Raw genomic sequence first — 25,571 nt, forward strand, 5'->3', positions numbered from 1 at the left:
GCCGGCTAACCGAGCGCCATCTCCCAGATCAGCAGTTCGGCCGGGGTCCGCGCGACCGCCTCCAGATCCTTCGCGTCCGTGACGCGGGCCGCGTCCCCCACCCCCAACTCCACGCCGTCCAGCAGCACTTCGCCGCGCACGACATGGACGTACACGAACGCCCCGTCCGGCACCGCCGTCCGCTCCCCCGCCCCGAGGCGCCGTACGTGGAGCATCGTGCCCGCCTCCGGGATCGCGTACGGGGTGGAGTCGGCGATGCCGTGGACGATCTCGTACGAGGGGTCGCCGCCGGGCTCCAGGGGGGCGAGCCAGGTCTGGACGAAGGTCAGCGGGGTCTCGGCGTCGTTGCGTTCGACATGGCGTACGCCTGCCGCGGCGCTCAGGCGCTGGACGTCGCCCGCCCGGACGACCGTCTCGTGGCCCGCGGAGTCCCGGTGCGTCAGTTCGCCCTCGACGACCCAGGTCACGATCTCGGTGTGGCTGTGCGGGTGCTCGTCGAAGCCCGCGCCGGGCAGCAGCCGCTCCTCGTTGCAGGCGATCAGCGCACCGAAGCGGAGGTTGTCGGGGTCGTAGTGCGGCCCGAAGGAAAAGGCGTGCCACGACTCGATCCCGGCCCCGGGATCCCCACCGGGGTAGCGCTCCGTCGCGCGCCGTACGTCCGTCACACACCCCACGGTAGCGGCGCGCCGACGTCGAACGGGCGGCAAGTGCCCACCAACGCCCCCTGGGCCCACGACACCGACTAAGGCGCCCCCGGAGGCGACCGAGCCATCCAATGCGGCAGTCTTGTGCACGTGCCCGAACCCGAGACCCGTAAGCGTGATGCCGTGGCCGCCGAGACCCATCCGCACTCCGCGACGCTGCGGCGGCTGGAGAAGTCGTCCGGATCGCTTGCCGCGCAGGCGATCGCACGGATGGACGAGACGCTGCCGTGGTACCGGGCGATGCCCCCGGAGAACCGTTCCTGGATCGGGCTGGTCGCCCAGGCCGGTATCGCGGCCTTCACCGAGTGGTTCCGGCACCCGGACGCGCCGCAGGCCATCTCCACCGACGTGTTCGGGACCGCCCCCCGGGAGCTGACCCGGGCCATCACGCTCCGCCAGACCGTCGAGATGGTCAGGACGACCATCGAGGTCATGGAGTCGGCCATCGACGAGGTCGCCGCCCCCGGCGACGAGTCCGTGCTGCGCGAGGCGCTGCTCGTCTACGCCCGTGAGATCGCCTTCGCGACCGCCCAGGTCTACGCCCAGGCCGCCGAGGCCCGTGGCGCCTGGGACGCCCGTCTGGAGTCGCTCGTCGTCAACGCCGTGCTCAGCGGGGAGGCCGACGAGGGCGCCGTGAGCCGGGCCGCCGCGCTCGGGTGGAACGCGCCCGAGCATGTGTGCGTGGTGCTGGGCACTGCCCCCGACGGGGACTCCGAGCTGACCGTCGAGGCGATCCGGCGGGCCGCCCGGCACGCCAAGCTCCAGGTGCTCACCGGGGTGCTCGGCTCCCGGCTCGTCGTCATCGCCGGCGGCAGCGACAACCCGCTCGCGGTCGCCAAGTCGCTGATCGGGCCTTATGCGGCCGGACCCGTGGTCGCCGGACCCGTCGTACCCGATCTGCTGGCCGCGACCCGCTCCGCGCAGGCGGCCGCCGCCGGGCTCAAGGCGTGTTCCGCCTGGCAGGACGCCCCGCGCCCGGTGCTGGCGGACGATCTGCTTCCGGAACGTGCGATGGCGGGTGATCCCGGGGCGCGCGAGCAGTTGGTGGAGGAGATCTACAGACCGCTGGAGGAGGCCGGGTCCGCGCTCCTGGAAACGCTCTCGGTCTACCTCGAACAGGCGTCCAGTCTGGAGGGTGCGGCCCGGATGCTCTTCGTGCATCCCAACACCGTGCGCTACCGGCTTCGACGTGTGACTGACGTCACCGGCTGGTCGCCCTCCGATGTACGCTCCGCGTTCACGCTCCGGATCGCGCTGATCCTGGGGCGTCTGGTCGACGGAGATCTCCAGCCCTAGGCTTTTGTCGGGGGCCCACAAAACCCCCTCGTGTTCTTCGTCCCTGTCCCCACGGGCGGCTTGGGCCGCCCACAAGAGAGAGTGTGAGAGTGCTCGTACTCGTCACTCCCGGCCAGGGCGCCCAGACGCCCGGCTTCCTGACCCCCTGGCTCGAACTCCCCGGTGCCGCGGACCGCGTCGCCGCGTGGTCGGACGCCATCGGCCTGGACCTCGCCCACTACGGCACACAGGCCGACGCGGACGCCATCCGCGACACCGCGGTGGCCCAGCCGCTGCTGGTCGCGGCCGGTCTGCTGTCCGCCTCGGCACTCGGTGCCGTGACTCCTGGTGCGGTCGCGGGCCACTCCGTCGGCGAGATCACCGCCGCCGCGTTCGCGGGCGTCCTGGACGACTCCGCCGCGCTCACCCTCGTCCGCAAGCGGGGTCTGGCGATGGCCGACGCCGCCGCGATCACCGAGACCGGCATGTCCGCGCTGCTCGGCGGCGACCCCGAGGTCTCCGTCGCGCACCTGGAGAAGCTGGGCCTGACCCCGGCGAACGTCAACGGCGCGGGCCAGATCGTCGCCGCGGGCACGCTGGAGAAGCTGGCCGTGCTGAACGACGACAAGCCCGAGGGCGTCCGCAAGGTCGTCCCGCTCAAGGTCGCCGGCGCCTTCCACACGCACCACATGGCCCCCGCGGTCGACGCGCTGGCCAAGGCCGCCGCCGACCTCGCGCCGGTCGACCCGACGCTCACCTACGTCTCCAACAAGGACGGCCGAGCCGTCGCCACCGGCGCCGAGGTGCTGGAGCGGCTGGTCGGCCAGGTCGCCAACCCGGTCCGCTGGGACCTGTGCATGGAGACCTTCGTCGGCCTCGGCGCGACCGCGCTGATCGAGGTGTGCCCCGGTGGCACCCTCACCGGTCTCGCCAAGCGCGCGATGAAGGGCGTGGAGACGCTGGCCCTCAAGACCCCCGACGACCTCGACGCTGCCCGCGAGCTCATCGCTCGGCACAGCGCCTGAAAAGGAGCCCAGGAGCAATGTCGAAGATCAAGCCCAGCAAGGGCGCCCCGTACGCGCGCATCCTCGGTGTCGGCGGCTACCGCCCCACCCGGGTCGTGCCGAACGAGGTGATCCTCGAGACGATCGACTCCTCCGACGAGTGGATCCGCTCGCGCTCCGGCATCCAGACCCGGCACTGGGCGAACGACGAGGAGACCGTCGCCGCGATGTCGATCGAGGCGTCCGGCAAGGCGATCGCCGACGCCGGGATCTCCGCCGAGCAGATCGGCGGCGTGATCGTCTCGACCGTCTCGCACTTCAAGCAGACCCCGGCCGTCGCGACGGAGATCGCCGACAAGCTGGGCACGGACAAGGCGGCCGCCTTCGACATCTCGGCCGGGTGCGCGGGCTTCGGCTACGGGCTGACCCTCGCCAAGGGCATGATCGTCGAGGGCTCGGCGGAGTACGTCCTCGTGATCGGCGTGGAGCGGCTGTCGGACCTGACCGACCTGGAGGACCGGGCCACGGCCTTCCTGTTCGGCGACGGCGCGGGCGCGGTCGTCGTGGGTCCGTCCAAGGAGCCCGCGATCGGCCCGACCGTCTGGGGCTCCGAGGGCGACAAGTCGGAGACCATCAAGCAGACCGTGCCGTGGAACGAGTACGACTCCGCGGGCAAGTTCCCTGCGATCACGCAGGAGGGCCAGGCGGTCTTCCGCTGGGCCGTGTTCGAGATGGCGAAGGTCGCCCAGCAGGCGCTGGACGCGGCCGGAATCAGCCCGGACGACCTGGACGTCTTCATTCCCCACCAGGCCAACGAGCGGATCATCGACTCGATGGTGAAGACGCTCAAGCTGCCGCAGCACGTCACGGTCGCCCGCGACGTGCGCACCACCGGCAACACCTCGGCCGCCTCGATCCCGCTCGCGATGGAGCGGCTTCTGGCGACCGGGGAGGCGAAGAGCGGCGACACGGCGCTCGTCATCGGCTTCGGGGCGGGTCTCGTGTACGCAGCGACGGTCGTTACCCTCCCCTAGGCACTCCGTGCCGGATCCCGGTCCGGTGCGGGAAGCACTGCCAACCCTCTGGATATTGGAAAAGAAGGAGCGCCATCATGGCCGCCACTCAGGAAGAGATCGTCGCCGGTCTCGCCGACATCGTGAACGAGATCGCCGGCATCCCGGTTGAGGACGTCCAGCTGGACAAGTCCTTCACCGACGACCTGGACGTCGACTCGCTGTCCATGGTCGAGGTCGTCGTCGCCGCCGAAGAGCGCTTCGACGTCAAGATCCCGGACGACGACGTCAAGAACCTCAAGACCGTCGGTGACGCCACCGACTACATCCTCAAGCACCAGGCCTGAGTCCCTGCTCGGGCCGGACGCTGACCGGCCCCGCCACCCGGCGGTGGCGCCGCTTCATCCTCGTACCGTTGGAGAAAGATTTCCCGTGAGCCCGACCAATCGCACCGTGGTCGTCACCGGTATCGGCGCAACCACACCGCTGGGTGGCGACGCAGCCTCTACCTGGGAGGGTCTGGTCGCCGGCAAGTCCGGCGTCAAGCCCCTGGAGCAGGAGTGGGCCGCCGACCAGGCGGTCCGCATCGCGGCGCCCGTCGCCGTGGAGCCGACCGAGGTCATCCCGCGGCCGCAGGCCCGGCGCCTCGACCGCTCGGCGCAGTTCGCGCTGGTCGCCGCCAAGGAGGCCTGGGCGGACGCCGGTTTCGAGGGCAAGGCCGGTGAGGAGGGCTCGGTCGGCGACGTCGACCCGGACCGCCTCGGCGCCGTCATCGCCTCCGGCATCGGCGGCGTGACGACCCTGCTCGACCAGTACGACGTGCTGAAGGAGAAGGGCGTCCGCCGCGTCTCCCCGCACACCGTCCCGATGCTGATGCCGAACGGCCCCTCGGCCAACGTGGGCCTGCTGGTGGGCGCCCGTGCGGGCGTGCACACGCCGGTCTCCGCGTGCGCCTCGGGCGCCGAGGCCATCGGCTACGCCATCGAGATGATCCGCACCGGCCGCGCCGACATCGTCGTCGCGGGCGGCACGGAGGCGGCGATCCACCCGCTGCCCATCGCCGCGTTCGGCAACATGATGGCGATGTCCAAGAACAACGACGACCCGCAGGGCGCCTCGCGTCCCTACGACGTCGCCCGGGACGGCTTCGTCCTCGGCGAGGGCGCGGGTGTGGTCGTCCTGGAGTCCGCGGAGCACGCCGCCAAGCGCGGTGCCCGCGTGTACGCCGAGGCGGTCGGCCAGGGCATCTCCGCCGACAGCCACGACATCGTGCAGCCCGAGCCGGAGGGGCGGGGCATCTCGGCCGCCCTGCAGCACCTGCTCGACAGCACCGACCTGAACCCGGCGGAGATCGTGCACGTCAACGCGCACGCCACGTCGACGCCGGCCGGTGACATCGCCGAACTCAAGGCGCTGCGCAAGGTGTTCGGGGACGACGCGGACCACATGGCGGTCTCGGCGACCAAGTCGATGACCGGTCACCTGCTGGGCGGTGCCGGTGGCATCGAGACGGTCGCGACCGTCCTCGCCCTGTACCACCGGGTGGCTCCGCCGACCATCAACGTCGAGAACCTCGACCCGGAGGCGGAGGCCAACGCCGACGTCGTCCGCGGCGAGGCGCGCAAGCTGCCCGTGGAGGGCCGTATCGCCGCGCTGAACGACTCGTTCGGCTTCGGCGGGCACAACGTGGTGCTGGCGTTCCGCACCGTCTGAGAACGTGCATGAAGGGCCCCCACCGAGCGGTGGGGGCCCTTTCACGTGGACGGCGGGCTCAGACGACCTGGTGCAGCCAGCGGACCGGGGCTCCCTCGCCCGCGTACCGGAACGGCTCCAGCTCGTCGTCCCAGGGCTTGCCGAGGAGCTTCGCCAGCTCGGCCTCCAGGTCGGTCTCGCCGCGCTGTGAGCGGGTGAGCGCGGCCCTGAGCCGGTCCTCCGGGATCAGGATGTCGCCGTGGATGCCGGTGACCGCGTGGAAGATGCCGAGGTCGGGGGTGCAGCTGTAGCGCTCGCCCTCGGCGGTGGCGCAGGGCTCTGCGGTGACCTCGAAGCGCAGCAGGTGCCAGCCTCTCAGGGCCGACGCGAGCTTGGACGCGGTGCCGACCTCGCCCTTCCAGGAGAACTCCGAGCGCCAGGTGCCGGGCGCGGCCGGCTGCCGGATCCAGTCGAGGTTGACGCGCGTGCCGAGCACCCCGGCGACGGCCCACTCGACGTGCGGGCACAGCGCGCGCGGCGCGGAGTGCACGTAGAGAACTCCACGTGTCGTCACCGGGACCTCCGGACAGAGCGGGACAAGTCTTGCTGGCTGACATGACGGGTGTGGCAGGCAGCCACGTTGATGGCGAGGCTACCGTGCGGCGGCGCAAGGAGTGTGACGTACCGTCGGTCCCGGTGCCCACAAACGCCCGCCATTCACCCGGCAGGACGCCAGGAGGGGTGCGAACCCTTCCCCGGGGCGCCCGGGAACTCTCGCGCGTTGTCATGAGTGACCGCCATTTCGCGAGGGGACCGAGGGGACCGGCATCGGATGCGCAAGCCACACCGCCGCGCGCGGACCGTCACCGCCTTCCTGACGGCGGCCGTCCTGGGCGTCGCCGGCTGTGACGCCGTCGGCGGGGACTCGGCGGCCCCCACCACGAAGGCGAAGCCCTCCCCCACCCCGACGTCGGTCTGGGACACCAGCCCCGGTTCGATAGCGGCGGTCGGCGACTCCATCACACGCGGCTTCGACGCCTGCGGGATCCTCCAGGACTGCCCGGACGTGTCGTGGGCGACCGGCGGCAGCACCCAGGTCGACTCGCTCGCCGTACGACTGCTGGGGCGGGCGAAGGCGGCTCAGCGGAGCTGGAACTACGCGGTGACCGGGGCGCGGATGGCGGATCTGCCGGCGCAGATGACGCGGGCGGCGGCGCGCGCACCGGGCCTGGTGACGGTGATGGTGGGCGCCAACGACGCCTGCCGGGACTCCACGGCGGCGATGACCCCGGTGGCCGACTTCCGGGCCGCCTTCGAGGACGCGCTGAGCGTGCTGCGGAAGAAGGCGCCCAAGGCGCAGGTGTACGTCGCGAGCGTGCCGAACCTCAAGCGGCTGTGGTCCGAGGGGCGCACCAACCCGATGGGCAAGCAGGTGTGGAAACTGGGCATCTGCCCGTCGATGCTGGCCGACGCGGACTCCCTGGACGCGGTGGCGACCGAGCGGCGGGACACCGTGCAGGAGCGGGTGGAGGCCTACAACGCCGTACTGAAGGAGGTGTGTGCGCAGGACGAGCGGTGCCGCTTCGACGGGGGCGCGGTGTACGACTACCGCTTCGGCACCGACCAGCTCAGCCACTTCGACTGGTTCCATCCCAGTGTGAACGGACAGGCGCGTCTGGCGGAGATCGCGTATCGCAAGGTCATATCGGTCACCTGACGTCCGGTGGCCTAAAGTTCCGCACATGAACGAACTCTTCGGCACACTTTCCGACGGCACCCCCGTCCACCGCTGGACCCTGGAGCGCGCCGGTGTCCGGGTGCGGATCCTGTCGTACGGCGGGATCGTGCAGTCCGTCGAGGTCCCGGACCGGGACGGGCGGACCGCGGACGTGGTGCTGGGGTTCGCGGACCTGGACGGGTATCTGGAGCACCCGGGGCCGTATCTGGGCGCGTTGATCGGCCGGTACGCGAACCGCATCGCGGGCGCCCGTTTCGAGCTGGACGGGCTGACGTACGCGCTGGCGCCGAACAACGCGCCGAACTCCCTGCACGGCGGGGAGAACGGCTTCGACAAGCGGGTGTGGGACGTGGCGCCGGTCGAGCACGGGGTGCGGCTGAGCCGGGTCGCCGTGCACGGCGAGGAGGGCTTCCCGGGGCGCCTGGAGGTCGTGGTGACGTACACCCTGGACGCGTCGGGGGCGCTGCGGACCGCGTACGAGGCGGTCACGGACGCGCCGACGCTCGTGAACCTGACGAACCACAGCTACTTCAACCTGGCCGGCTCCGGGAACGCGGGCGGGCACGAACTGCGGATCGCCGCCTCGCGGTTCACGCCGGTCGACGCGGATCTGATCCCGACCGGGGTGGAGGAGGTCGAGGGGGGCCGCTTCGACTTCCGGCAGGGGCGCAAGGTCGGCGCGGGCTACGACCACAACTTCGTGCTGGACAAGGGGATCACGTCCGGGCCCGTGGAGGTGGCCGAGCTGCACGACCCGGCGTCCGGGCGGGTGCTGACGGTGGCGACCACCGAGCCGGGGCTCCAGCTGTACACCGCGGACCATCTGCCCGAGCCCTTCGCGCCGGGCGACGGCATCGCGCTGGAGACCCAGCACTTCCCGGACTCCCCGAACCGTCCGGAGTTCCCGAGCACGGTGCTGCGGCCGGGGCAGACGTACCGCTCGGAGACGGTGTACGGATTCACCCACCGGTAGCGGACACCGGTGGAGACACATGAGCCCCGGCCCAGGGGTCAGGTCCCGGGCCGGGGCCGGCTTGTGTGAGGGCTGTGCCCCCTGGGATCAGACGTTAATCGTCGCCGTCACGCGGCGGTCCTCGATCGAGCGTCCGACCTGGATTTCGTACGAACCCTTCACAAACGACCACCTGGAGGTCTTCTCGTCCCAGATCTCGAAGGCGCGCCGGGGCAGCTCCACGGTGACCTCGACGCTCTCCCCGGGCGCCGCCTCCGCGGCGGCGAACCCGGCGAGCCGACGGGCCGGGCGCTCGGCGTCGGGCTCGGCGGGCGCCAGATAGACCTGGACGACCTCGCGGCCCGCACGGTCGCCGGAGTTGCGCAGCCGGACTCGGACGGTGGTGCCCTGTACCTCGACCGACTCGTAGGTCCAGTCGGTGTAGCCGAGGCCGTGCCCGAAGGGGTACGCCGGGGTGCGGCCCTCCTTCTGCCAGGCGGTGTAGCCGATGAAGACGCCCTCGTCGTAGGGGAGCGCGCCGTCCTCGGGGACGACCCGGGTGACCGGGGCGTCGGCCAGGGTGCCCCAGGTGGTGGGGAGCCGGCCGCCGGGCTCCTCGGCGCCGGTGAGCACGTCGGCGAGGGCCGCGCCGCCCTCCTGGCCGGGGAACCAGCTGAGCAGGACCGCGGCGACGTCGTCGCGCCACGGCAGCTCCACCGGGGAGCCGGAGTTGACGACCACGACGGTGTTCGGATTGGCGGCGGCGACCGCGCGGACCAGGTCGTCCTGGTGGCCGGGGAGGCGGAGGTCGGTGCGGTCGAAGCCCTCGGACTCGACGCGTTCGGTGGTGGCGACCACGACCACGGCGGTCTCGGCGTTCCGGGCCGCTTCGACGGCCTCGGCGATCAGCTCGTCCGCGTCGCGCTGCGGGTCCTGGTGGGCGAGGGCGAAGATGATCGCCTGCATCGGGACGTCCGCCGAGACGTCGATGACGTGGGTGAGGGAGACTTCGACCGGTTCGCCGGCGGTGAGTTCGACCCGGGCGCGCGGTGTGGGCTCGCCGAAGAAGCTGATGAAGGGGTCGTCCTTCGGCGGCCGCTGGACGTCGTCGAAGACGGCCGCGGCGCCGATGGTGAGGGTGAAGGCGCCGATGCCCTGGATGCCGAAGGTGTGCGTGCCGCTCTCGCGCGGGGTGTAGGTGCCGGTCAGCTCGACGGTGTGCAGGCCGTCGTGGGTGACGCCCTCGGGGAGCGCCGAGGGGCCCATCCACTTGAGCTGGCCGCCGGGGGCGGAGTCGGTGCCGATGACGTTCCCGGCGGCGTCCCGGCAGACGGCGCGCAGCGCGAATCCGGTGTCGAAGGTGGAGAGTTCGGTGTTCGGGTCGGCGCCGAGGGCGTAGGTCACCGAGCCCTCGGGAAGGGCCGCGGTGAGGCCGTCGAGCGGGGAGACGATCCGGTCCGGGAAGACGGTGGCGGAGCCGCCGCCGAGGACGCGGGCCTCGCGGGCGGCGGCGCCGATGAGGGCGACGGTGCCGCTGCGGAGGGGAAGCGCTCCCTGGTTGCGCACCAGCACGAAGGAGCGGTGGGCGATCTCGCGGGCCAGCGCGGGGCCGTCGACGGTCTCCGGGAGGTCGGTGACGACGGGCGGTGCGCCGTCGAGGATCCCCACCCGGGCGGCGAGCCGCAGCACATTGCGTACGGCCGTGTCGACCGCGCTCTCCTCGACCTCGCCGGCGCGCACGGCCTGCGCGAGGGGCTCGCCGTAGACGGTCGTCGGGCCGGGCATGGCGACGTCGAGGCCGCCTTCGATCGCGGCCTTGGTGGAGCGGGCGGCCAGCCAGTCGGAGACGTTGTAGCCGTCGAAGCCCCATTCGCCGCGCAGGACTTCGTTGACCAGGTAGTGGTGCTCGGTCATCGTCGTGCCGTTGACCGTGTTGTAGGCGGTCATGATGCCCCACGGGTGGGCGTTCTCGACGATGTGCTCGAAGGGCGCCAAGTAGAGCTCGCGCAGGGTGCGTTCGGAGACGCGGTTGTCCACCGTGAAGCGGTCGGTCTCGGCGTCGTTGGCGACGAAGTGCTTGACGGTGGTGCCGACGCCGCCCTCCTGGACGCCGGTCACATAGCCCGCGCCGATCACGCCGGTGAGGTAGGGGTCCTCGCTGTACGCCTCGAAGTGCCGTCCGCCGAGCGGGGAGCGGTGGAGGTTGACGGTCGGGGCGAGCAGGACGTGCACGCCCTTGCGGCGGGCCTCCTGGGCGAGCAGTACGCCCGCGCGGCGGGCGAGCGCGGGGTCCCAGGTGGCGGCGAGGGCGGTCGGGGAGGGCAGGGCGATCGACGGGTCGTCGGCGCTCCAGCGCACGCCCCGCACGCCGATCGGGCCGTCCGACATGACGAGGGACTTGAGGCCGATCTCCGGGAGCGGGGGCAGCGACCACATGTCCTGGCCGCCCAGGAGACGGGCCTTCGCGTCCAGGTCGAGCCTGGCGAGCGCCGCCTCTACGGCGGCTTCGCGGGCCGCGTCGGCCGGAGTGTGGGTGCCCGCCATGGGGTCCTCCTGGATTGGGGTCCGTGCAGTCCCCTCATCGTGCACCCGTTACCTGTAGAGCGGTAGGTTTCGTTATCCTGCCGTAACATTTGCCTCATGCGGATGCCGTACGGTGACGCCATGGGTGCGAGGACCAGGAGCGAGGAACGCCGGGCCGAGATCGTCCGGGCGGCGCTGGAGGTCATCGCCGAGCGCGGTTACCGGGGGGCGAGTCTCGCCGCGGTCGCGGAGCGGGTGGGGCTGACCCAGCAGGGGCTGCTGCACCACTTCCCGACGAAGGAGGCGCTGCTGGTCGCGGTGCTGGAGGAGCGGGACAAGTGGGACGCGGTGCCCGGCGGCACCTGGCGGGTGGACCTGCTCGCCTCGCTGGTGGAGTACAACGCGATGCGACCCGCGATCATCCAGACCTTCTCGGCGCTGCTCGGCGAGAGCGTGACGGAGGGGCATCCGGCGCGGGAGTTCTTCACCGAGCGCTATCTGCGGGTGCGCGCCTCGATGGCGGAGGTCCTGCGCGCCGAGTACGGCGACCGCCTCCCCAACGGCCTGACCCCCGAACGCACGGCACCCCTGATGGTCGCGGTGATGGACGGCCTCCAGTACCAGTGGCTCCTGGACCCCGAGTCGGTGGACATGCCGGGCGCGTTCCGGGACTTCCTGCTCCTGCTGGGCGAACGGCTGGACTGACCGTCACTGGTCCCAGAGCACCGCGAGCGACTTGCTCACCACGACGAGAACGGCGAGCGTGACCGCCCCGGCGGTGTCACCGGCGGCGAGCAGCGCGAGCACCCCCGCCCCGAACCACAGCGCCTCGAAGCCGACACGGACGGCACCACGTGTCTTGTACGGCGCCTTGCGGGCCCCGAACAGCGCCCACAGCGCGACGAGGAGGCCGGGGGCGGCGATGCCGAGCAGCCAGGCCAGAGGGGTGGCCACGTCCCGGGTGAAGCCCCAAGTGGCGGCCCCCGCAAGGGCACCGAGCTCGACGAGGAACAGAACCACCAGGTTGGCCGCCTTCATGGACGGCAGTATCACCCGCGGGCGGATACGGCCGCCACGACCTCGACCTCGATCAGGGCGAACTGCACGCGGCCGTGCGGGAGTTGGCGGTGCTGCGGGACGTGGGCGGCGGGCGGCTGCGGCGGCTGTTACTCCCCATGGCGTAGACCACTTCCGGCAGGTCATACTGCCGCCGTCCGCGACTCTCGCGCCCCACAGCGACCGGAAGGACCTGAACTCCCTTGAGATCCCTGCGTGTTCGGATCGGCATCCTAGGACTGACCCTGCTCGTCGGCTGCGCGGCGCCCAGCGTCTCGGCATCGGCCGCGGCCGCGCCCACCCCCACCGTCGAGGAGCAGCGGCTCGACAAGGCCGTACCCCAGGAGATCCTGCGGCGGTCCGGCTTCGACGCCGTGGCACCGCGTCTCACCGACGCGCTGGACAAGGTGCGGTCCTACGGCGAGGCCCGGGAGGCCGTCGTACGGCAGGGGTCCGCGCTGTGGCGGCGGGCCGTGGACCGGGCGCAGGGGCGGGGGCCGGCCGGGGGTGATCTGAGCCGGGACGACGACCGGCCGCTGTACTGGGCGCGGCTCGGGATGACGCGTGAAGTGCGCACCTGGGAGCCGTCGTTCGGGCTGTCGGAGAAGCAACGGGCCGCGCTGCTCGACGCGTTGGAGCGGACCTCGCGGGGGCAGACCGCGGTGCGGTATCCGGCGGGGCACGGGCTGAAGCGGGTGCTGGTGACCGGGTTCGACCCCTTCACGCTCGACCGGGACATACGGATCTCCAACCCGTCGGGGGCGACGGCGCTCGCGCTCGACGGGACGGTGATCTCGACGGCGGAGGGGCCGGCCCGGGTGGAGACCGTCGTCTTTCCGGTGCGGTGGCGGGACTTCACGGACGGGAGCGTCGAGCGGGCGCTGCGGCCGTATCTGAAGAAGGCGGATCTCTTCACGACCGTGAGTCAGGGGCGGGTCGGGCGGTTCGACGTGGAGCGGACCAACGGGGCCTGGCGGGGCGGGTTTCCGGACAACGACAACGTCGGGGTGACGGAGACGGTGCCGGTCGTGGATCCGGCGTCGCAGCCGCAATGGACTTCAACGACCCTGCCGTACGCGGCGATTGTGGCCGCTGACACCGGGCGGTTCCCGGTCTACGACAACACGAGCGTGACGGAGATCCCGGCGGGCGGGACGACCGCGGTCGTGCGGCCGGACGGGCCTACGGCGGGGTCCACCGCGCGAGCCGGGGGCGGGGGGAACTACCTGTCCAACGAGATCGCCTACCGGGCCACGCTGTTGCGGGACCGGCTCGGGCTGCACGACTCGTTGCCGGGTGGGCATGTGCACACGCCGGTGCTGGAGTTCGGGGCCGGGAACACGAGTGAGATCACGGACCCGGAGTTCGTGCGGAACCGGCTGGACATCATCGGGCAGGTGCGGGCGATTCTGAGGGTGGCGGTGGAATCAGCCGTCTAGCTCGCCGGAGACAACCTCCCCCTCGGCCGCCGTCTCCTCCCCCTCCGTCTCCTCGCCCAGCAGTTCCCGTGCCATCAGCGTCGCGCCCGCCACCGCGCCCGGCATCAGGAAGACCGCTACGAAGGGGATCAGGAAGGCGAGGCCGAGGGGGGTGCCGAAGCCCCAGACGAGGCGTTTGCGGGAGCGCAGGAGGGTGAGGCGGGCTCGGAGTTCGATGCCTCGGCGTTGGAGGGCGACCGAGGTCAGTTCCTCGGTGAGGAAGAAGCCCGTGACGAAGAAGCCGAGGACCGGCACCGCCGTCTGGCCGACGACGGGGAGGAAGCCGAGCGCGAAGAGCAGGACCGCCCAGAGCAGCGCGCGGACCAGGATGCGCAGGCTGTCCCGCGCCGAGATCCACAGGTCGCGCCAGAGCGGCAGGCCGGACTCGGGGGCGGTGCCGTCCGGGGAGACGTCCCGGTCGACCTTCTCGGAGAGGTTCTCGTAGAAGGGCTGGCCGAGGAGGAGCGTCATCGCGGTGAAGGTCAGCACCGACAGCAGGAGCCCGAGCGCGAACAGGACCGCCGTCAGGAAACCGCGGAACAGGCCCTGCCAGGGGCTCGACCAGTCGTCGGCGAAGGGCGTCGCCCAGCCGACCAGGTCCCCGCCCCACAGGGCCAGCGCCACGAGGGCCGCCACGTACAGGACCAGGGTGATCAGGCCCGGGATCAGGCCGAAGCCGTACTGCCTGCCGTGCCCGGCCATCCATCGTTGGCCCTTGAGGAGATAGTGGAACCCCGCCCCGAGATCGCGCATGACCCGAACCCTATCGGGTGACGGTCACAGCGATCTTCGGGTGCCGGTCACGTCGAATCGCGTGGTCGTCACGTCGATTCGCGAGGTAGGTCTCGCCGAGCCGGAGCACCGCGCGCGGCGCGATCGCGTCGAGGATTTGGCGGGTGCCTCGGGGGCGGAGCGGCCGTGGTGGACCGGCGATGGCCCGCGACACACCGCTCGCCGCGGCCACGTCGGTGAGCGTCACCCGCCGCGATCCCGCCATCCTCACGCTCCGTGCAGTGCCTGCTCGGACCGCAAGTCCAGGTGGCCTCCCGGTTCATACAGGGGGCACCGCTCATACGGGAGACGCCGTCCATACGGCGGTCACCGCTCATACAGGGGGTCACCGCTCACACGGGCGTCACCGCTCACACGGGCGTCACCGCCACCACCACACCCCGTTCCGCCGTCGGAGACACCGCCGCCGAGACGCGGACCGCCACCGCCCGGGCCACCAGGCCCGCCCTCGTGGCCGCCGCGAGCAGCGCGGGCTGGAGCTGTTCCAGGCCGGAGACGAGGAGTTCCTCGCCGGCGACGAGGACCGGGCGGGCCGCCTTCGCCGTGGCCGCCGCCGCGTCCGTGAGGTCGGCCAGCGGCGGGAGGGCCGCGCGGACGACCCCGGAACCGGCGGCCGCCACCCGCTCGGCCAGCGCCACCTGGAGCGGCATCAGCGGGGCCAGCGCCGCGGTCAGCGCGTCGGCGATCCGGCGCAGCTCCGGCGTCGAGTCGTGCAGCACCTCCGTCGCGGCCCGCAGCAGCGGGGTCAACGCGAGCAGGGTCCCCGCGGCCAGCCCCGCCGCGGCGGGCAGCAGCGGTGAGCCCGCCTCGACCAGCTCGCCGAGGGCCGCGGCGAACTCCTCGACGGCCGGTTCCACCGCGTCCAGCACCGGCAGCAGGCTGTCGCCGACCGCCGCGAGCAGCGCCTGGGCCGGTGCGCTGACCGGGTGCACGGCGAGCGGGGCGCCGGTCGTGCCGAGCCGGGTCAGGGTCTCGACGATCCGGTAGAACGCCTCCTGGGCCTGCGGGGACGCGCTCGCCTCGGCCAGCTCGGCGGTCGTCTCGCGCAGGATGCGCAGCACCTCGGTGCCGGAACCGTCGCGCGGGTCGAAGGTGTTGAGCGCGATCCTGGTGATGTTCCCGGCCGTGTCGAGGAGTTGGCCGGTGATGTCGGTGGTGTTCCGTGCCATGCGCAGTACGTCGTCCCTGCTGGGGAGCGAAGGGATCGTCGCCATGGGCCTCTCCTGTGTGGCTCGCTCGCCGCCCGGTTCCGGTGACCCCAGCATGCCCCGTCCGGACGCCCGAGATGGGCCATCCGGGGCATCCGCGACACGAACTCCCTCTTGTTGCGGTTGAGTCGAACAGGTACACCTCGCCGTACCGATCTCAGGAAGCCCCGGAGGAGGTACGCGTGCCCACCACGAGAACCGTTCCTGCGAGACCCGTCCTGTTCACCGCCCTGGCGCTCGCGCTGCTGCTCACCCCGTCGAGCGCGAACGCCGACCCGAAGCCCGTCACCCGTGAGAGAGCGGGCGACCAGGGCCTCGCCCGGAGTCCGGAGAGCGCCGCCCGGCGGGCGCTCACCGCCGCCACCACCGCCTTCACGGACACCGGCCGCGGCTATCCGCGCGAGCAGGTGCTGACCCCCGACCCGGAGAACCCGGCGGACCGGTCGATCAAGCTCGGCCTCACCCCGTACCACGCGATCGCGCCGAAGCTGAACGCCCTCCAGCGGCTGGGCGACCGGGTCAGCGTGGAGGTCGCGGGCCGGTCGGCGGGCGGGCACCGGCTCTATCTGGTCACCGTGACCGCCTCGGAGACCGCCCCGCAGACCCGGGCCCAGGAGCGGATGCGCGAGCTCATCGAGAACGCGCCCGCGACGGCCGCCAAGTCCCGCGAGATCAAGGCGGGTTACAAGGCACCGGTCTTCTTCAACAACAACATCCACGGCAACGAGTGGGAGGGCACGGACGCCTCCCTGAAGCTCATCGAGCGGCTCGCCACAGCCGAGGACGGTCGCACAAAAGACCTTCTCGCCCACTCCCGGCTCTACTTCAACATCACCGCCAACCCGGACGGCCGGATCGCCGGCACCCGCCCGAACGCCAACGGCTTCGATCTGAACCGGGACTTCGTCACCGCCTCGCAGCCCGAGACGCGGGCGATGCGGCAGATCGAGATCGACAAGCAGCCGGCCGTCATGCTCGACCTGCACGGCTACGTCAACGGCACGCTGATCGAGCCCACCACTCCCCCGCACGGCGAGAACTACGAGTACGACCTGTTCCTCAAGAACACCTACGCCAACGCGCTCGGCATGGAGGCCGCCGTCAACGGCCTCGGCTACACGCCCGCGAAGGACGGGGTGCAGCCCGCGCAGATCCCTTTCCGGGACCAGGAGGAGGGCTGGGACGACTGGCCGCCGATCTTCACCCCGCAGTACGCGGCCTTCCACGGCACGGTCGCCGCTCACACGGTGGAGATCCCGCTGGCCGTGAACAACAGCGCGTACAACTCGCTGCCCGTCGAGGAGTTGCGCCGCCGGTCCGCGATCAACGTGGACGTCGCCGGTGCGGCTCTGAGAGCCACGCTCAACTTCGTGCAGGCGAAGAGGACTTCGCTGATCGCCGACCAGATCGAGGTGTTCCGGCGGGGAGCGGCGGGCGCGGCCCAGGTGCCGGTGAGCGCGAAGACCGTGCCGGGGATCGGGCCGGAGGACGTCTACACGACCGAGTTCCCGCGGGCATACGTGATCCCGGCAGGGACCACCGCCGCCGCCCGGCTCGTCGGCCACCTCCTCGCCAACGATGTCCAAGTCTCCCGCGCCACCCGCGACTTCCGGCTCGGCGGACGCTCGTACGCGAAGGGCTCGTACGTCGTCGACATGCGCCAGCCCAAGCGTGGCCTCGCGAACGTGCTGCTCGCGGACGGGCGGGACATCAGCGACAAGGTCTCGGTGATGTACGACATCTCGGGCTGGAGCCTGGGCCGGCTGTGGGGGGCCACGGTCACGCCGGTGACGTCCGGGAGCCTGAAGGGCGTACCGCTGAGGGCAGTTGAGGAGGCGACGGCCGTCGGCCGGGTCGCCGACCACGGCGACCTGCGGCTGCGGCTTTCCGACCCGCAGGAGATCGCGGCGCTCAACTCCCTGCTCCGGCAAGGGGTTCCGGTACGCCGATCAGCCGATGGCGGTGCGATCGTGCCGGGGTCGGCGCGGGAGCGGGCGCGGCAGGCGGCCCGTACGTACGACGTGGTGTTCGACAGGACAGAGGAGACCGGCACCACCACACTCCACCGCACCCGCGTCGCCGCCGCCGTCACCCCGGGCGAGCTGTTCGCGCTCAGGGAGATGAACTTCGAGGTCACGCCGGTCTCCACGGCCGTCCTGAACGCCGGTTTCGACTGGTCGGCGGTGGACGTGCTGTTCGTGTCGACCGGCCTGGACCGCAGCGCGCTCACCGCGGACGCCCGCACCGCCCTGGACGCCTTCCTCGCGGCCGGGCACGGGCTCGTCGGGCGGGGGTCGGACGGTGCCGCGCTGGGCACGGCCACAGGGCTGCTCGCCGTGAAGGCGGTGGAGGGCAACGGGGACGCCAACGGCGTGGTGCGCGTGGCGAATTCGGGTCCGGTGATGGCCGGTGCCCCCGATCACGGCTTCGTCTACGCACCCGTCTGGTTCACGGATCTCGGCCCGGGGGTCCGGGTGGAGCAGTCGTACGCGAGCGGCGATCCGCTCGTCTCCGGGCACTGGCGACCGCTTGCGGACGGCTCCGGCGGTCCGTCGGCGGCGGCCGGGCAGGCCTCGGTCGTCAGCGGCCCGCAGGCCGTCCTGTTCGGCACGGAGCCTCTCTTCAGGGATCATCCGAAGGGGGAGTTCACCCAGGTCGGGCGGGCATTGTTCACCATGGCGCACGCGAGCAGCGGCTGACGTCTGACATCGAGGAGAGCGGATGACGCAGGAGATCCACGGGAGGGTCGCGGACGGCTTCGAAGCCGTGCGTGAGGAGTTCGCCGCCTTCGTGGCGGGCGAACGTCCTGATTACGAGGGGCAGTTGAGTGCGTTCGTGCACGGCAGGCAGGTCGTCGACCTGTGGGCCGGGGAGGGGGTCGGACCGGACTCCCTGTACGGCGTGTTCTCGTCCACCAAGGGCGCCGCCCATCTGGTGGTCGCGCTCCTCGTCCAGGAGGGCACCCTGGAGCTGGACCGCAAAGTGACCTACTACTGGCCGGAGTTCGGCGCCGAGGGCAAGGGCCAGCTGACCCTGCGTGATCTGCTCGCCCACCGGGCGGGGGTGGTGGGCCTGGACGCGGGCTTCTCCGCCGACGAACTGGCCGACGACCGGGCGGTGGCCGAACGCCTCGCGGACCAGAGGCCGTTCTGGCGTCCGGGTACCGCCTTCGGCTACCACGCGCTCGTCATCGGCGCGCTCACCGGCGAGATCGTCCGGCGGGCGACGGGCCGCACCCTCCAGGAGGTGTACGAGGAACGGATCCGGGTCCCGTACGGCCTGGACTTCCATCTGGGCCTGCCCGCGGCCCTGGAGCCCCGCTACCGTCCGGTGCAGCCGATGGTGCCCACGCCCACCCAGCAGGTCGAGCTGGACGCGGCGCCGACCGGCCCGCACACACTGACCGCGATCGCCTTCAACCAGCATGTGCCGGCCCCCGGGACGATGGTGGACTACGCCAACTCCCGTGCCGTACGCGCCAAGGGGCCGGCGTCGGCGGGCGGGGTGGCGGCGGCGCGGGGGCTGGCCGGGATGTACGCGGCGGCGATCAGCGACCGGGGCGAGCGGCCCCCGCTGCTGAAGCCGGACACCATCGCGGAGGTCGGCCAGATCCACTCGGCCGGCTACGACCTGGTGGCGCGGACGCACAAGGCGTTCGGGCTCGGCTTCCAGGCCACGGCCGCCGCCTGGCACCCGTACCTCGGCGCGGGCGCCTTCGGGCACAGCGGGGCGGGCGGCTCGCAGGCTTTCGCGGACCCGCGCAGCGGCCTGGCCTACGGCTACACCCGGCGCCGGATGGCCTACCCGGGCGGCGCGGCCCCGGAGAACGACCGGTTCGTCCGGGCGGCGCACCGGGCGGCGCTGGCCACGGGCTGACACGGCAGGAGGCCGCACCCCACGTCCGGGGGTACGGCCTCCATCGGCTTGCGTCGGTCAGAGCTTGACGATCATCTTGCCCGTGTTGTCGCCGCGCAGGACCCCGAGGAACGCCTCCAGGTTGTTCTCGATGCCCTCGACGACCGTCTCGCGGTACTTCAGCTGTCCGGAGGCGACCCAGGGGCCGACCTCGGAGACGAACTCCCGCTGGAGGTCGTAGTGGTCGCCGACCAGGAAGCCCTGGATGCGGCCGCGGGTCTGGATCAGCCGGGCGAGGTTGCGCGGGCCGGGCGCCGGCTCGGTGTTGTTGTAGACGGAGATCATGCCGCACACCGCGATCCGGCCGCCCTCGTTGAGGGAGCCGATCGCGGCCTCCAGGTGGTCCCCGCCGACGTTGTCGAAGTAGACGTCGACGCCGTCCGGGGCCGCCTCGCGCAGCAGCTCGCTGACCTTGCCGCTCTTGTAGTTGAACGCGGCGTCGAAGCCGTACTCCTCGACGAGCAGTTTGACCTTCTCGTCCGAGCCGGCCGAGCCGATGACCCGGGAGGCGCCCTTGAGCTTGGCGATCTGGCCGACCTGGCTGCCGACGGCACCCGCGGCGCCGGAGACGAAGACCGAGTCGCCCTCCTTGAAGGAGGCGGTGCGCAGCAGGCCCGCGTAGGCGGTGAGGCCGGTCATGCCGAGGACGCCGAGGTACGTCGACAGCGGCGCGGCCTCCGCGTCGACCTTGACGGCGTTCTTCGCGTCCACCGCGGCGAACTCGCGCCAGCCGAGGAAGTGCAGGACGTGGTCGCCGACGGCGATGCCCTCGGCGTTGGACTCGATCACCTCGCCGACCGCGCCGCCCTGCATGACCTTGCCGAGCTCGAAGGGGGCGACGTACGACTTGGCGGCGCTCATCCGGCCGCGCATGTACGGGTCGACCGAGAGGTACTTGTTGCGGACCACTACCTGGCCCTCACGAGCGGTCGGGACCTCGGCTTCGACCAGGGCGAAGTCCTCGGGCTTGGGCCAGCCGACCGGGCGGGAGAGGAGGTGCCATTCGCGGTTCGTCATGATGCCTGGACCTTTCCATTTACTTCAGTACCTGAAACAACCATGCTCCTGAATATTTCATGTTGTCAAGTAACGGGGTACCCTGGAGACCATGCCCACACCTCACACAACCCGACCCGACGCGCTGACCATGGAGGTCGTCGAGCTGATCGGCGACGTGGTGGCCCGGTTCTACGCGGACTACGAGGACGCGGCCGCGGAGCACACGCTGACCGGGGCACAGGCGCGACTGCTGAGTCTTCTCTCCCTGGAGCCGCTGCCCATGCGCAAGCTCGCGCAGAAGCTGAAGTGCGAGCCGTCGAACGTCACGGGGATCGTGGACCGGCTGGAGGCGCGGGGGCTCGTGGAGCGGCGGCCGGATCCCGCGGACCGGCGGGTGAAGGTGGCGGCGGCGACGGACGAAGGGCGCCGGGTCGCGCGCGGGCTGCGGGAGGGGCTGCGGTTCGCCCGGGAGCCGCTGGCCGGGCTGTCGAAGGGGGAGCGGGAGTCCCTTCGGGACATGCTGCGGCGCATGCTGGACGCGTAGCGCTCCGCTGCGGGGGCCGTGATCGTCTGCGGCGCCGTCGTGGCTGGTCGCGCCCACGCGGCGGAGCCGCATATTCACACAGCCCCGCGCCCCTAGGTGTGATCCAGCCCCGCGTACTTCACAGATGCGAAATTCTTAGCTGCACCACCACAGGAACTGTGTGCACGTTTCCGACGGGGAGGGCTCCGGGGTCGGGGAGGCCGAGGTCGGGGTGGTGGTGGGGGTGCTGCCCGTGGTCGGTGTCGGACGCGAGGACGTCGAGGCCGACTGAGGAGTCTTCGTGGCGGTCACCTTGTCCGCGTCCTCGGACTTCGACGCGGAGGGGGACGGGGACTTCGAGGGTTCCCCGCCGGAAGAGGCCGACGGAACGATTCCGCTCGGGTCGGAGACGGGTGAGGCGGAGCCGCTCGGGGTCGACGTGGTGTCGCCGTCCGGCGACTCGTCGCCCGCCGACGCCGGCTTGGGGGAGCTGCCCGGCGCGTCCATGCCGAGTTCGGCGAGGCTGAGGCCGCCCGCCGCGAGGACGAAGCCGGCGGCTATCAGGAGGGTTCTGCGACGGCGTCTGCGGTGGGCCGCGGCTTTGCGATCGCGTCTGCTCGCACCCGCGGTGGGGTCGTCCGAGCCGTCCGGGTCCTCGTCGTCGTAGTCGTCGTGATCGTCGCCGCCGTCGTGACCGCCGTGGCCGTCACCACCGCCACCGCGACCGCCGTCACCGCCCCGGCCGCCGTCGCCAGGGCCCGCGGAGCCGTCGCCGCCAGGGGTGTCCTCGTAGCCCTGGGCATCCTCGTGCTCCTGGGCACCCTCGCGGCTCTCCGAGCCCTGAGTCTGCACCGCCCCGCGCTGCTCGGGCACGCCCGTGTACGGGACGATCTCGTGGCCGTACACGGCGGTCTCCGTGGCGTACCCGTCGTACGCCCCGGGAGCGGCCGTCTGAGCGCCTCCGGCGTAGGCGCCGTCGCCGTACTGTCCCGCGGCCCCGTACGCGTCGTACGCGCCCACAGGAGCCCCGACCGGCACCGGCACCGCCTGCGCGGGCACATACGGGTGGGCCGCGTACGCGCGCAGCGTTTCGGCGGAGGTGCCGCACCCCGGGCATGCGAGGGCGCCGTTGAGGTGCCGTCGGCACGGGTGGCAGTAGTCCATGACGCGGGAAGATTAAGGTTCCTGACCGGTAGCTTTCATAGTCACGGTGTGAAAGTTGTGTGCGGAACTCCCCCGTCCGCGAAAACCGCACCGAAAGCAGTGTCGAAACCGTTATGCGTTCGACCCATTGACACTCCTGCCACCCCGTCCTTACTGTCACGCCAGCATTTCGAACGTGTGACGAAATTTCGAACACACGTCACTGAGCCGACGAAGCAACGAGGGGCAACCGCCGTGCGCATCACCGGAATCAGCACACACGTGGTCGGGACGCCGTGGCGCAACCTGACCTACGTCCAGGTCCACACCGACGAAGGTGTCACCGGAGTCGGCGAGACCCGGATGCTGGGCCACACGGACGCGCTGATCGGCTACCTGCGGGAGGCCGAGGCCAACCACATTCTCGGATCCGACCCGTTCGCTGTCGAGGACCTCGTCAAGAGGATGAAGTACGGCGACTACGGCCGGGCCGGCGAGATCGTGATGTCCGGCATCGCCGTCATCGAGATGGCCTGCTGGGACATCAAGGGCAAGGCCCTCGGGGTGCCGGTCTGGCAGCTCCTGGGCGGCAGGGTCACCGACAAGGTCAAGGCGTACGCCAACGGCTGGTACACCACCGAGCGCACGCCCGAGGCGTACCACAAGGCCGCCCAGGGGGTCATGGAGCGCGGGTACCGGGCGCTCAAGATCGACCCCTTCGGCACCGGCCACTTCGAGCTGGACCACGAGCAGAGCCTGTACGCCGTCTCCCTCATCGAGGCCGTCCGGGACGCCATCGGCCCGGACGCCGAGCTGATGCTGGAGATGCACGGCCGCTTCTCCCCCGCCACCGCGGTGCGGCTGGCCAAGGAGCTGGCCCCCTTCAAGCCCGCGTGGCTGGAGGAGCCCTGCCCGCCGGAGAACCTGAAGGCGCTGGAGAAGGTCGCCGCCAAGGTCGACATCCCGGTCGCCACGGGTGAGCGCATCCACGACCGGATCGAGTTCCGCGAGCTCTTCGAGAGCCAGGCCGTCGACATCATCCAGCCGGACGTCGGCCACATCGGCGGCATCTGGGAGACCCGCAAGCTCGCCGCCACCGCCGAGACCCACTACGTGCTGGTCGCCCCGCACAACGTCGGCGGACCGGTGCTGACCGCGGCCTCCCTCCAGGTCGGCTTCACCGCCCCCAACTTCAAGATCCTGGAGCACTTCAACGACTTCGCGGACGCGGAGATCAAGAAGGTCGTCAAGGGGGCGCCCGAGGTCGTGGACGGCTACTTCCACCTCTCCGACGCGCCGGGTCTCGGTGTCGAGCTGGACGTGGACGCGGCGGCGGAGTTCCCGCAGCAGCAGGCCCGGTTCGACCTGTGGGCCGAAGGCTGGGAGCAGCGCAAGCCGAAGGGCTCCAAGTGACCACACGAGTCGTCATCGAGGCGCCGGGCGAGCATCGCCTGGACCCGCACGACCCCCGGCAGCCGGAGGCGGGCGAGGCGCTGGTGCGCGTGCACGCCGTCGGCATCTGCGGCAGCGACCGCGAGGTCTACCAGGGCAACCGGCCCGAGGGGTACGTCCGTTACCCCCTCACACCGGGCCATGAGTGGTCCGGGACGGTCGAGGCGGTGGGGACCGGAGTGCCTTCAAGTCTCGTCGGCCGCAAGGTCGTCGGCGAGGGCTTCCGCAACTGCCAGGTGTGCGACCGCTGTCACGCGGGCGAGACGACACTGTGCACCTCCGGCTACGAGGAGACCGGGTTCACCCAGCCGGGCGCGATGGCCACCACGCTCACGCTGCCTGCGCGTCTTCTCCATGTCCTGCCCGACGACGCGGACCTGACGGCCGCCGCCCTGCTGGAGCCGGCCGCCTGTATCGCGGCCGCCGCGCTCAAGGCGAACGCCGTTCCCGGCGAGCGGGTGGCCGTCGTGGGCACCGGGACGCTCGGGATGTTCGCCGTTCAGTTCCTGAAGGCGGGATCACCCGCCGAGCTGCTGGTGGTAGGGACCCGGCCCGATCGGGCGGAGCTTTCGAAAGCTTTCGGCGCGAGCGACTTCCGGACCCGGGACCAGGAGCTCCCCGACGACTTCGACGTCGTCATCGAGACCGCCGGGTCCGCGTCCGCCGCCCGCACCGCCGCCTCCCTGCTCAGGCGCGGCGGACGGCTGGTGCTGACGGGCATCCCGGCGCCGGGCGCCGAGGGCCTGGACCCGACGGATCTCGTCGTACGGCAGCTGGAGGTGCACACCGTGTTCGGGGCGCCGCCGGACGCCTGGGCGCACACCGTGCGGGTCTTCGGCGCCGGGTTGCTGGACCCGCTGCCGCTGGTCACCCACGAGCTGCCGCTGGAGAAGTTCCCGGAGGCGATCGAGCTGGTCGGGTCCGGTGATCCCAAGGTGGGCAAGGTACTGCTCCGCCCCTAGACGTACGCCGGTACGGGGTGACCTGACCACCCCGTACCGGCGTACCCCAAAGCCCCGCACGACTCAGGCCGCGAACCTTGTCCGAAATATCGAACACAAAGGACACCTTGTGACGACCGACGCTTCCGCCACGGCGGCCCGCAGGCCCGGAGAGCAGGCGCTCAGCGCGCTCGGCCTCGGCGCGCCCGCCCTCGACCCCGCCGACGCCTCGCCGCACACCTTCCCCGGCGGTGGCCGCTGGCGCACCGAGATCCCCTCCTGCGAGGGCCCCGAAGCGCTGGCCGTCGTCCTCAAGGAGGCCTCGCGGCTCGACGTGCCGATCCACCGCATCAGCCAGGGCAGCGGTGTGTGGATGCTGACCGACGCCGAGATCACCGAGATGGTCGAGGCGACGGGCGAACGCGACATCGAGCTCTGCCTGTTCACCGGCCCGCGCGGCACCTGGGACATCGGCGGCTCGGTCCGCACCGACTCGCGCGGCGGGGGCCTCAGGGCCCGCGGCCACGACGCCGTGGCCGGCTGTGTCGAAGACGCCGTCCGGGCAACGGAGTTGGGCGTCCAGTGCCTCCTCGTCGCCGACGAGGGCGTGCTGTGGACGCTGCACCGGGCGCGGGCCGCCGGGATCATCCCGGCCGACACCACCCTGAAGCTGAGCGCGCTCGTCGGACCGGTCAACCCGGCCGCGTTCGCGGTGTACGAGAACCTGGGCGCCGACTCCATCAACGTGCCCAGCGATCTGACGCTCGATCACCTCACGGAGATCCGGCGGGTGTCGGCGGCCCCGATGGACATGTACATCGAGGCCCCCGACGACCTCGGCGGTTATGTGCGGATGTACGAGGTCGCCGAACTGATCAGGCGCGGCGCGCCGCTGTACCTGAAGTTCGGCCTGTCCAAGGCCCCCGGGATCTACCCGTACGGCCACCACATGCGCGACCTGACCCTGAGCACGGCCCGGGAACGGGTGCGGCGCGGGCGGCTCGCCCTCGATCTGCTTCAACGGCACGGCGCGGACGGCGAGATGGCGCCGCTCGGCTCCCGACTGCCGGGCGCACTGCGCCGGTTCGAAACGCCCTCATAACGTTCCGGGCCACGCCTCTTCACAGAAGCAGACGCAGCCACACACAATCCCACACACCTCT

The 25,571-nt window shown here is 71.6% G+C and carries 24 protein-coding genes; 15 read left to right on the forward strand and 9 right to left on the reverse strand.

The genetic code is table 11. The features are described 5' to 3' along the window. Positions 1–5: 5 nt before the first annotated feature. A complete protein-coding gene (locus ABZ896_RS01505) occupies positions 6–665 on the reverse strand; it encodes a pirin family protein (protein ID WP_360920075.1) in 660 nt (219 codons plus the stop codon). A 129-nt stretch (positions 666–794) separates the two neighbouring features. On the opposite strand from ABZ896_RS01505, the gene fasR reads away from it, so the two are divergent. From fasR to ABZ896_RS01530, 5 genes are all read left to right on the forward strand, one after another. Next, on the forward strand, positions 795–2,000 hold the full coding sequence (fasR, locus tag ABZ896_RS01510; RefSeq protein WP_360920079.1) for a fatty acid biosynthesis transcriptional regulator FasR: 1,206 nt from the start codon (positions 795–797) through the stop codon (positions 1,998–2,000). 89 nt (positions 2,001–2,089) lie between these two features. Beyond that, positions 2,090–3,004 carry an ACP S-malonyltransferase gene (locus ABZ896_RS01515; RefSeq protein ID WP_360920082.1) on the forward strand — a complete coding sequence of 305 codons (915 nt, stop codon included), beginning with the start codon at positions 2,090–2,092 and terminating at the stop codon, positions 3,002–3,004. Between the two features lie 17 nt (positions 3,005–3,021). Next, positions 3,022–4,017 (forward strand): ketoacyl-ACP synthase III, encoded by a 996-nt coding sequence (locus ABZ896_RS01520; protein ID WP_360920085.1) that lies wholly within the window; start codon positions 3,022–3,024, stop codon positions 4,015–4,017. Between the two features lie 77 nt (positions 4,018–4,094). Beyond that, entirely contained in the window at positions 4,095–4,343 is a 249-nt protein-coding gene (locus tag ABZ896_RS01525) for an acyl carrier protein (protein ID WP_007381745.1), read from the forward strand. An 85-nt stretch (positions 4,344–4,428) separates the two neighbouring features. Further along, on the forward strand, positions 4,429–5,709 hold the full coding sequence (locus ABZ896_RS01530; RefSeq protein ID WP_360920089.1) for a beta-ketoacyl-[acyl-carrier-protein] synthase family protein: 1,281 nt from the start codon (positions 4,429–4,431) through the stop codon (positions 5,707–5,709). A gap of 58 nt (positions 5,710–5,767) precedes the next feature. On the opposite strand, the gene ABZ896_RS01535 is transcribed toward ABZ896_RS01530, so the two are convergent. Then, the gene (locus ABZ896_RS01535; RefSeq protein WP_360920092.1) at positions 5,768–6,262 is read right to left on the reverse strand and encodes a DUF3145 domain-containing protein; all 495 of its coding nucleotides are present in this window, start codon (positions 6,260–6,262) and stop codon (positions 5,768–5,770) included. Positions 6,263–6,520: 258 nt separating this feature from the next. Between ABZ896_RS01535 and ABZ896_RS01540 the strand changes: the two genes are divergently transcribed. Together ABZ896_RS01540 and ABZ896_RS01545 are read left to right on the forward strand one after the other, a co-directional pair. Next, entirely contained in the window at positions 6,521–7,405 is an 885-nt protein-coding gene (locus ABZ896_RS01540; protein ID WP_360920094.1) for an SGNH/GDSL hydrolase family protein, read from the forward strand. Between the two features lie 25 nt (positions 7,406–7,430). Then, the gene (locus ABZ896_RS01545; RefSeq protein ID WP_360920097.1) at positions 7,431–8,399 is read left to right on the forward strand and encodes an aldose epimerase family protein; all 969 of its coding nucleotides are present in this window, start codon (positions 7,431–7,433) and stop codon (positions 8,397–8,399) included. 87 nt (positions 8,400–8,486) lie between these two features. Here the strand turns inward: ABZ896_RS01545 and ABZ896_RS01550 are convergent, their stop codons facing one another. Continuing rightward, positions 8,487–10,922, reverse strand: coding sequence for a glycoside hydrolase family 3 C-terminal domain-containing protein (locus ABZ896_RS01550; RefSeq protein ID WP_360920101.1), 2,436 nt, complete (start codon positions 10,920–10,922; stop codon positions 8,487–8,489). Positions 10,923–11,024: 102 nt separating this feature from the next. Between ABZ896_RS01550 and ABZ896_RS01555 the strand changes: the two genes are divergently transcribed. Continuing rightward, positions 11,025–11,606, forward strand: a complete 582-nt coding sequence (locus tag ABZ896_RS01555) for a TetR/AcrR family transcriptional regulator (protein ID WP_360920254.1) — start codon at positions 11,025–11,027, stop codon at positions 11,604–11,606. A gap of 3 nt (positions 11,607–11,609) precedes the next feature. On the opposite strand, the gene ABZ896_RS01560 is transcribed toward ABZ896_RS01555, so the two are convergent. Next, the gene (locus ABZ896_RS01560; RefSeq protein WP_360920104.1) at positions 11,610–11,939 is read right to left on the reverse strand and encodes a YrdB family protein; all 330 of its coding nucleotides are present in this window, start codon (positions 11,937–11,939) and stop codon (positions 11,610–11,612) included. Between the two features lie 221 nt (positions 11,940–12,160). Between ABZ896_RS01560 and ABZ896_RS01565 the strand changes: the two genes are divergently transcribed. Further along, positions 12,161–13,396, forward strand: a complete 1,236-nt coding sequence (locus tag ABZ896_RS01565) for a pyroglutamyl peptidase (RefSeq protein WP_360920107.1) — start codon at positions 12,161–12,163, stop codon at positions 13,394–13,396. Here the strand turns inward: ABZ896_RS01565 and ABZ896_RS01570 are convergent. The 3 genes from ABZ896_RS01570 to ABZ896_RS01580 form a co-directional block, all read right to left on the reverse strand. Then, positions 13,385–14,188 (reverse strand): EI24 domain-containing protein, encoded by an 804-nt coding sequence (locus ABZ896_RS01570; protein WP_360920110.1) that lies wholly within the window; start codon positions 14,186–14,188, stop codon positions 13,385–13,387. The genes ABZ896_RS01565 and ABZ896_RS01570 overlap by 12 nt on opposite strands. A gap of 10 nt (positions 14,189–14,198) precedes the next feature. Continuing rightward, positions 14,199–14,432 (reverse strand): hypothetical protein, encoded by a 234-nt coding sequence (locus ABZ896_RS01575; protein ID WP_360920113.1) that lies wholly within the window; start codon positions 14,430–14,432, stop codon positions 14,199–14,201. A 145-nt stretch (positions 14,433–14,577) separates the two neighbouring features. Then, positions 14,578–15,441 carry a hypothetical protein gene (locus ABZ896_RS01580; protein WP_360920116.1) on the reverse strand — a complete coding sequence of 288 codons (864 nt, stop codon included), beginning with the start codon at positions 15,439–15,441 and terminating at the stop codon, positions 14,578–14,580. Positions 15,442–15,617: 176 nt separating this feature from the next. Between ABZ896_RS01580 and ABZ896_RS01585 the strand changes: the two genes are divergently transcribed. Further along, positions 15,618–18,134, forward strand: coding sequence for a M14 family zinc carboxypeptidase (locus tag ABZ896_RS01585; protein ID WP_360920119.1), 2,517 nt, complete (start codon positions 15,618–15,620; stop codon positions 18,132–18,134). 22 nt (positions 18,135–18,156) lie between these two features. Next, positions 18,157–19,311, forward strand: coding sequence for a serine hydrolase domain-containing protein (locus ABZ896_RS01590; protein WP_360920122.1), 1,155 nt, complete (start codon positions 18,157–18,159; stop codon positions 19,309–19,311). Between the two features lie 57 nt (positions 19,312–19,368). Here the strand turns inward: ABZ896_RS01590 and ABZ896_RS01595 are convergent, their stop codons facing one another. Beyond that, on the reverse strand, positions 19,369–20,367 hold the full coding sequence (locus ABZ896_RS01595) for an NADP-dependent oxidoreductase (protein WP_360920125.1): 999 nt from the start codon (positions 20,365–20,367) through the stop codon (positions 19,369–19,371). A 91-nt stretch (positions 20,368–20,458) separates the two neighbouring features. Between ABZ896_RS01595 and ABZ896_RS01600 the strand changes: the two genes are divergently transcribed. Beyond that, complete coding sequence (locus tag ABZ896_RS01600) at positions 20,459–20,893, forward strand: MarR family transcriptional regulator (protein WP_360920128.1); 435 nt, start codon at positions 20,459–20,461, stop codon at positions 20,891–20,893. Between the two features lie 135 nt (positions 20,894–21,028). Here ABZ896_RS01600 and ABZ896_RS01605 read toward each other — a convergent pair whose 3' ends face one another. Further along, positions 21,029–22,036 (reverse strand): hypothetical protein, encoded by a 1,008-nt coding sequence (locus tag ABZ896_RS01605; protein ID WP_360920131.1) that lies wholly within the window; start codon positions 22,034–22,036, stop codon positions 21,029–21,031. A gap of 234 nt (positions 22,037–22,270) precedes the next feature. Here ABZ896_RS01605 and ABZ896_RS01610 point away from each other — a divergent pair, with 234 nt between their 5' ends. The 3 genes from ABZ896_RS01610 (at position 22,271) to ABZ896_RS01620 (ending at position 25,510) form a co-directional block, all read left to right on the forward strand. Further along, the gene (locus ABZ896_RS01610; RefSeq protein WP_360920134.1) at positions 22,271–23,428 is read left to right on the forward strand and encodes a mandelate racemase/muconate lactonizing enzyme family protein; all 1,158 of its coding nucleotides are present in this window, start codon (positions 22,271–22,273) and stop codon (positions 23,426–23,428) included. Continuing rightward, on the forward strand, positions 23,425–24,429 hold the full coding sequence (locus tag ABZ896_RS01615) for an alcohol dehydrogenase catalytic domain-containing protein (RefSeq protein ID WP_360920137.1): 1,005 nt from the start codon (positions 23,425–23,427) through the stop codon (positions 24,427–24,429). Before ABZ896_RS01610 ends, ABZ896_RS01615 begins: the two co-directional genes overlap by 4 nt. 109 nt (positions 24,430–24,538) lie before the next feature. Next, positions 24,539–25,510 (forward strand): hypothetical protein, encoded by a 972-nt coding sequence (locus ABZ896_RS01620; RefSeq protein WP_360920140.1) that lies wholly within the window; start codon positions 24,539–24,541, stop codon positions 25,508–25,510. The last annotated feature ends 61 nt before the right edge of the window (positions 25,511–25,571 follow it).

The organism is Streptomyces sp. NPDC047072, assembly GCF_040643855.1.
Taxonomy (GTDB): domain Bacteria; phylum Actinomycetota; class Actinomycetes; order Streptomycetales; family Streptomycetaceae; genus Streptomyces.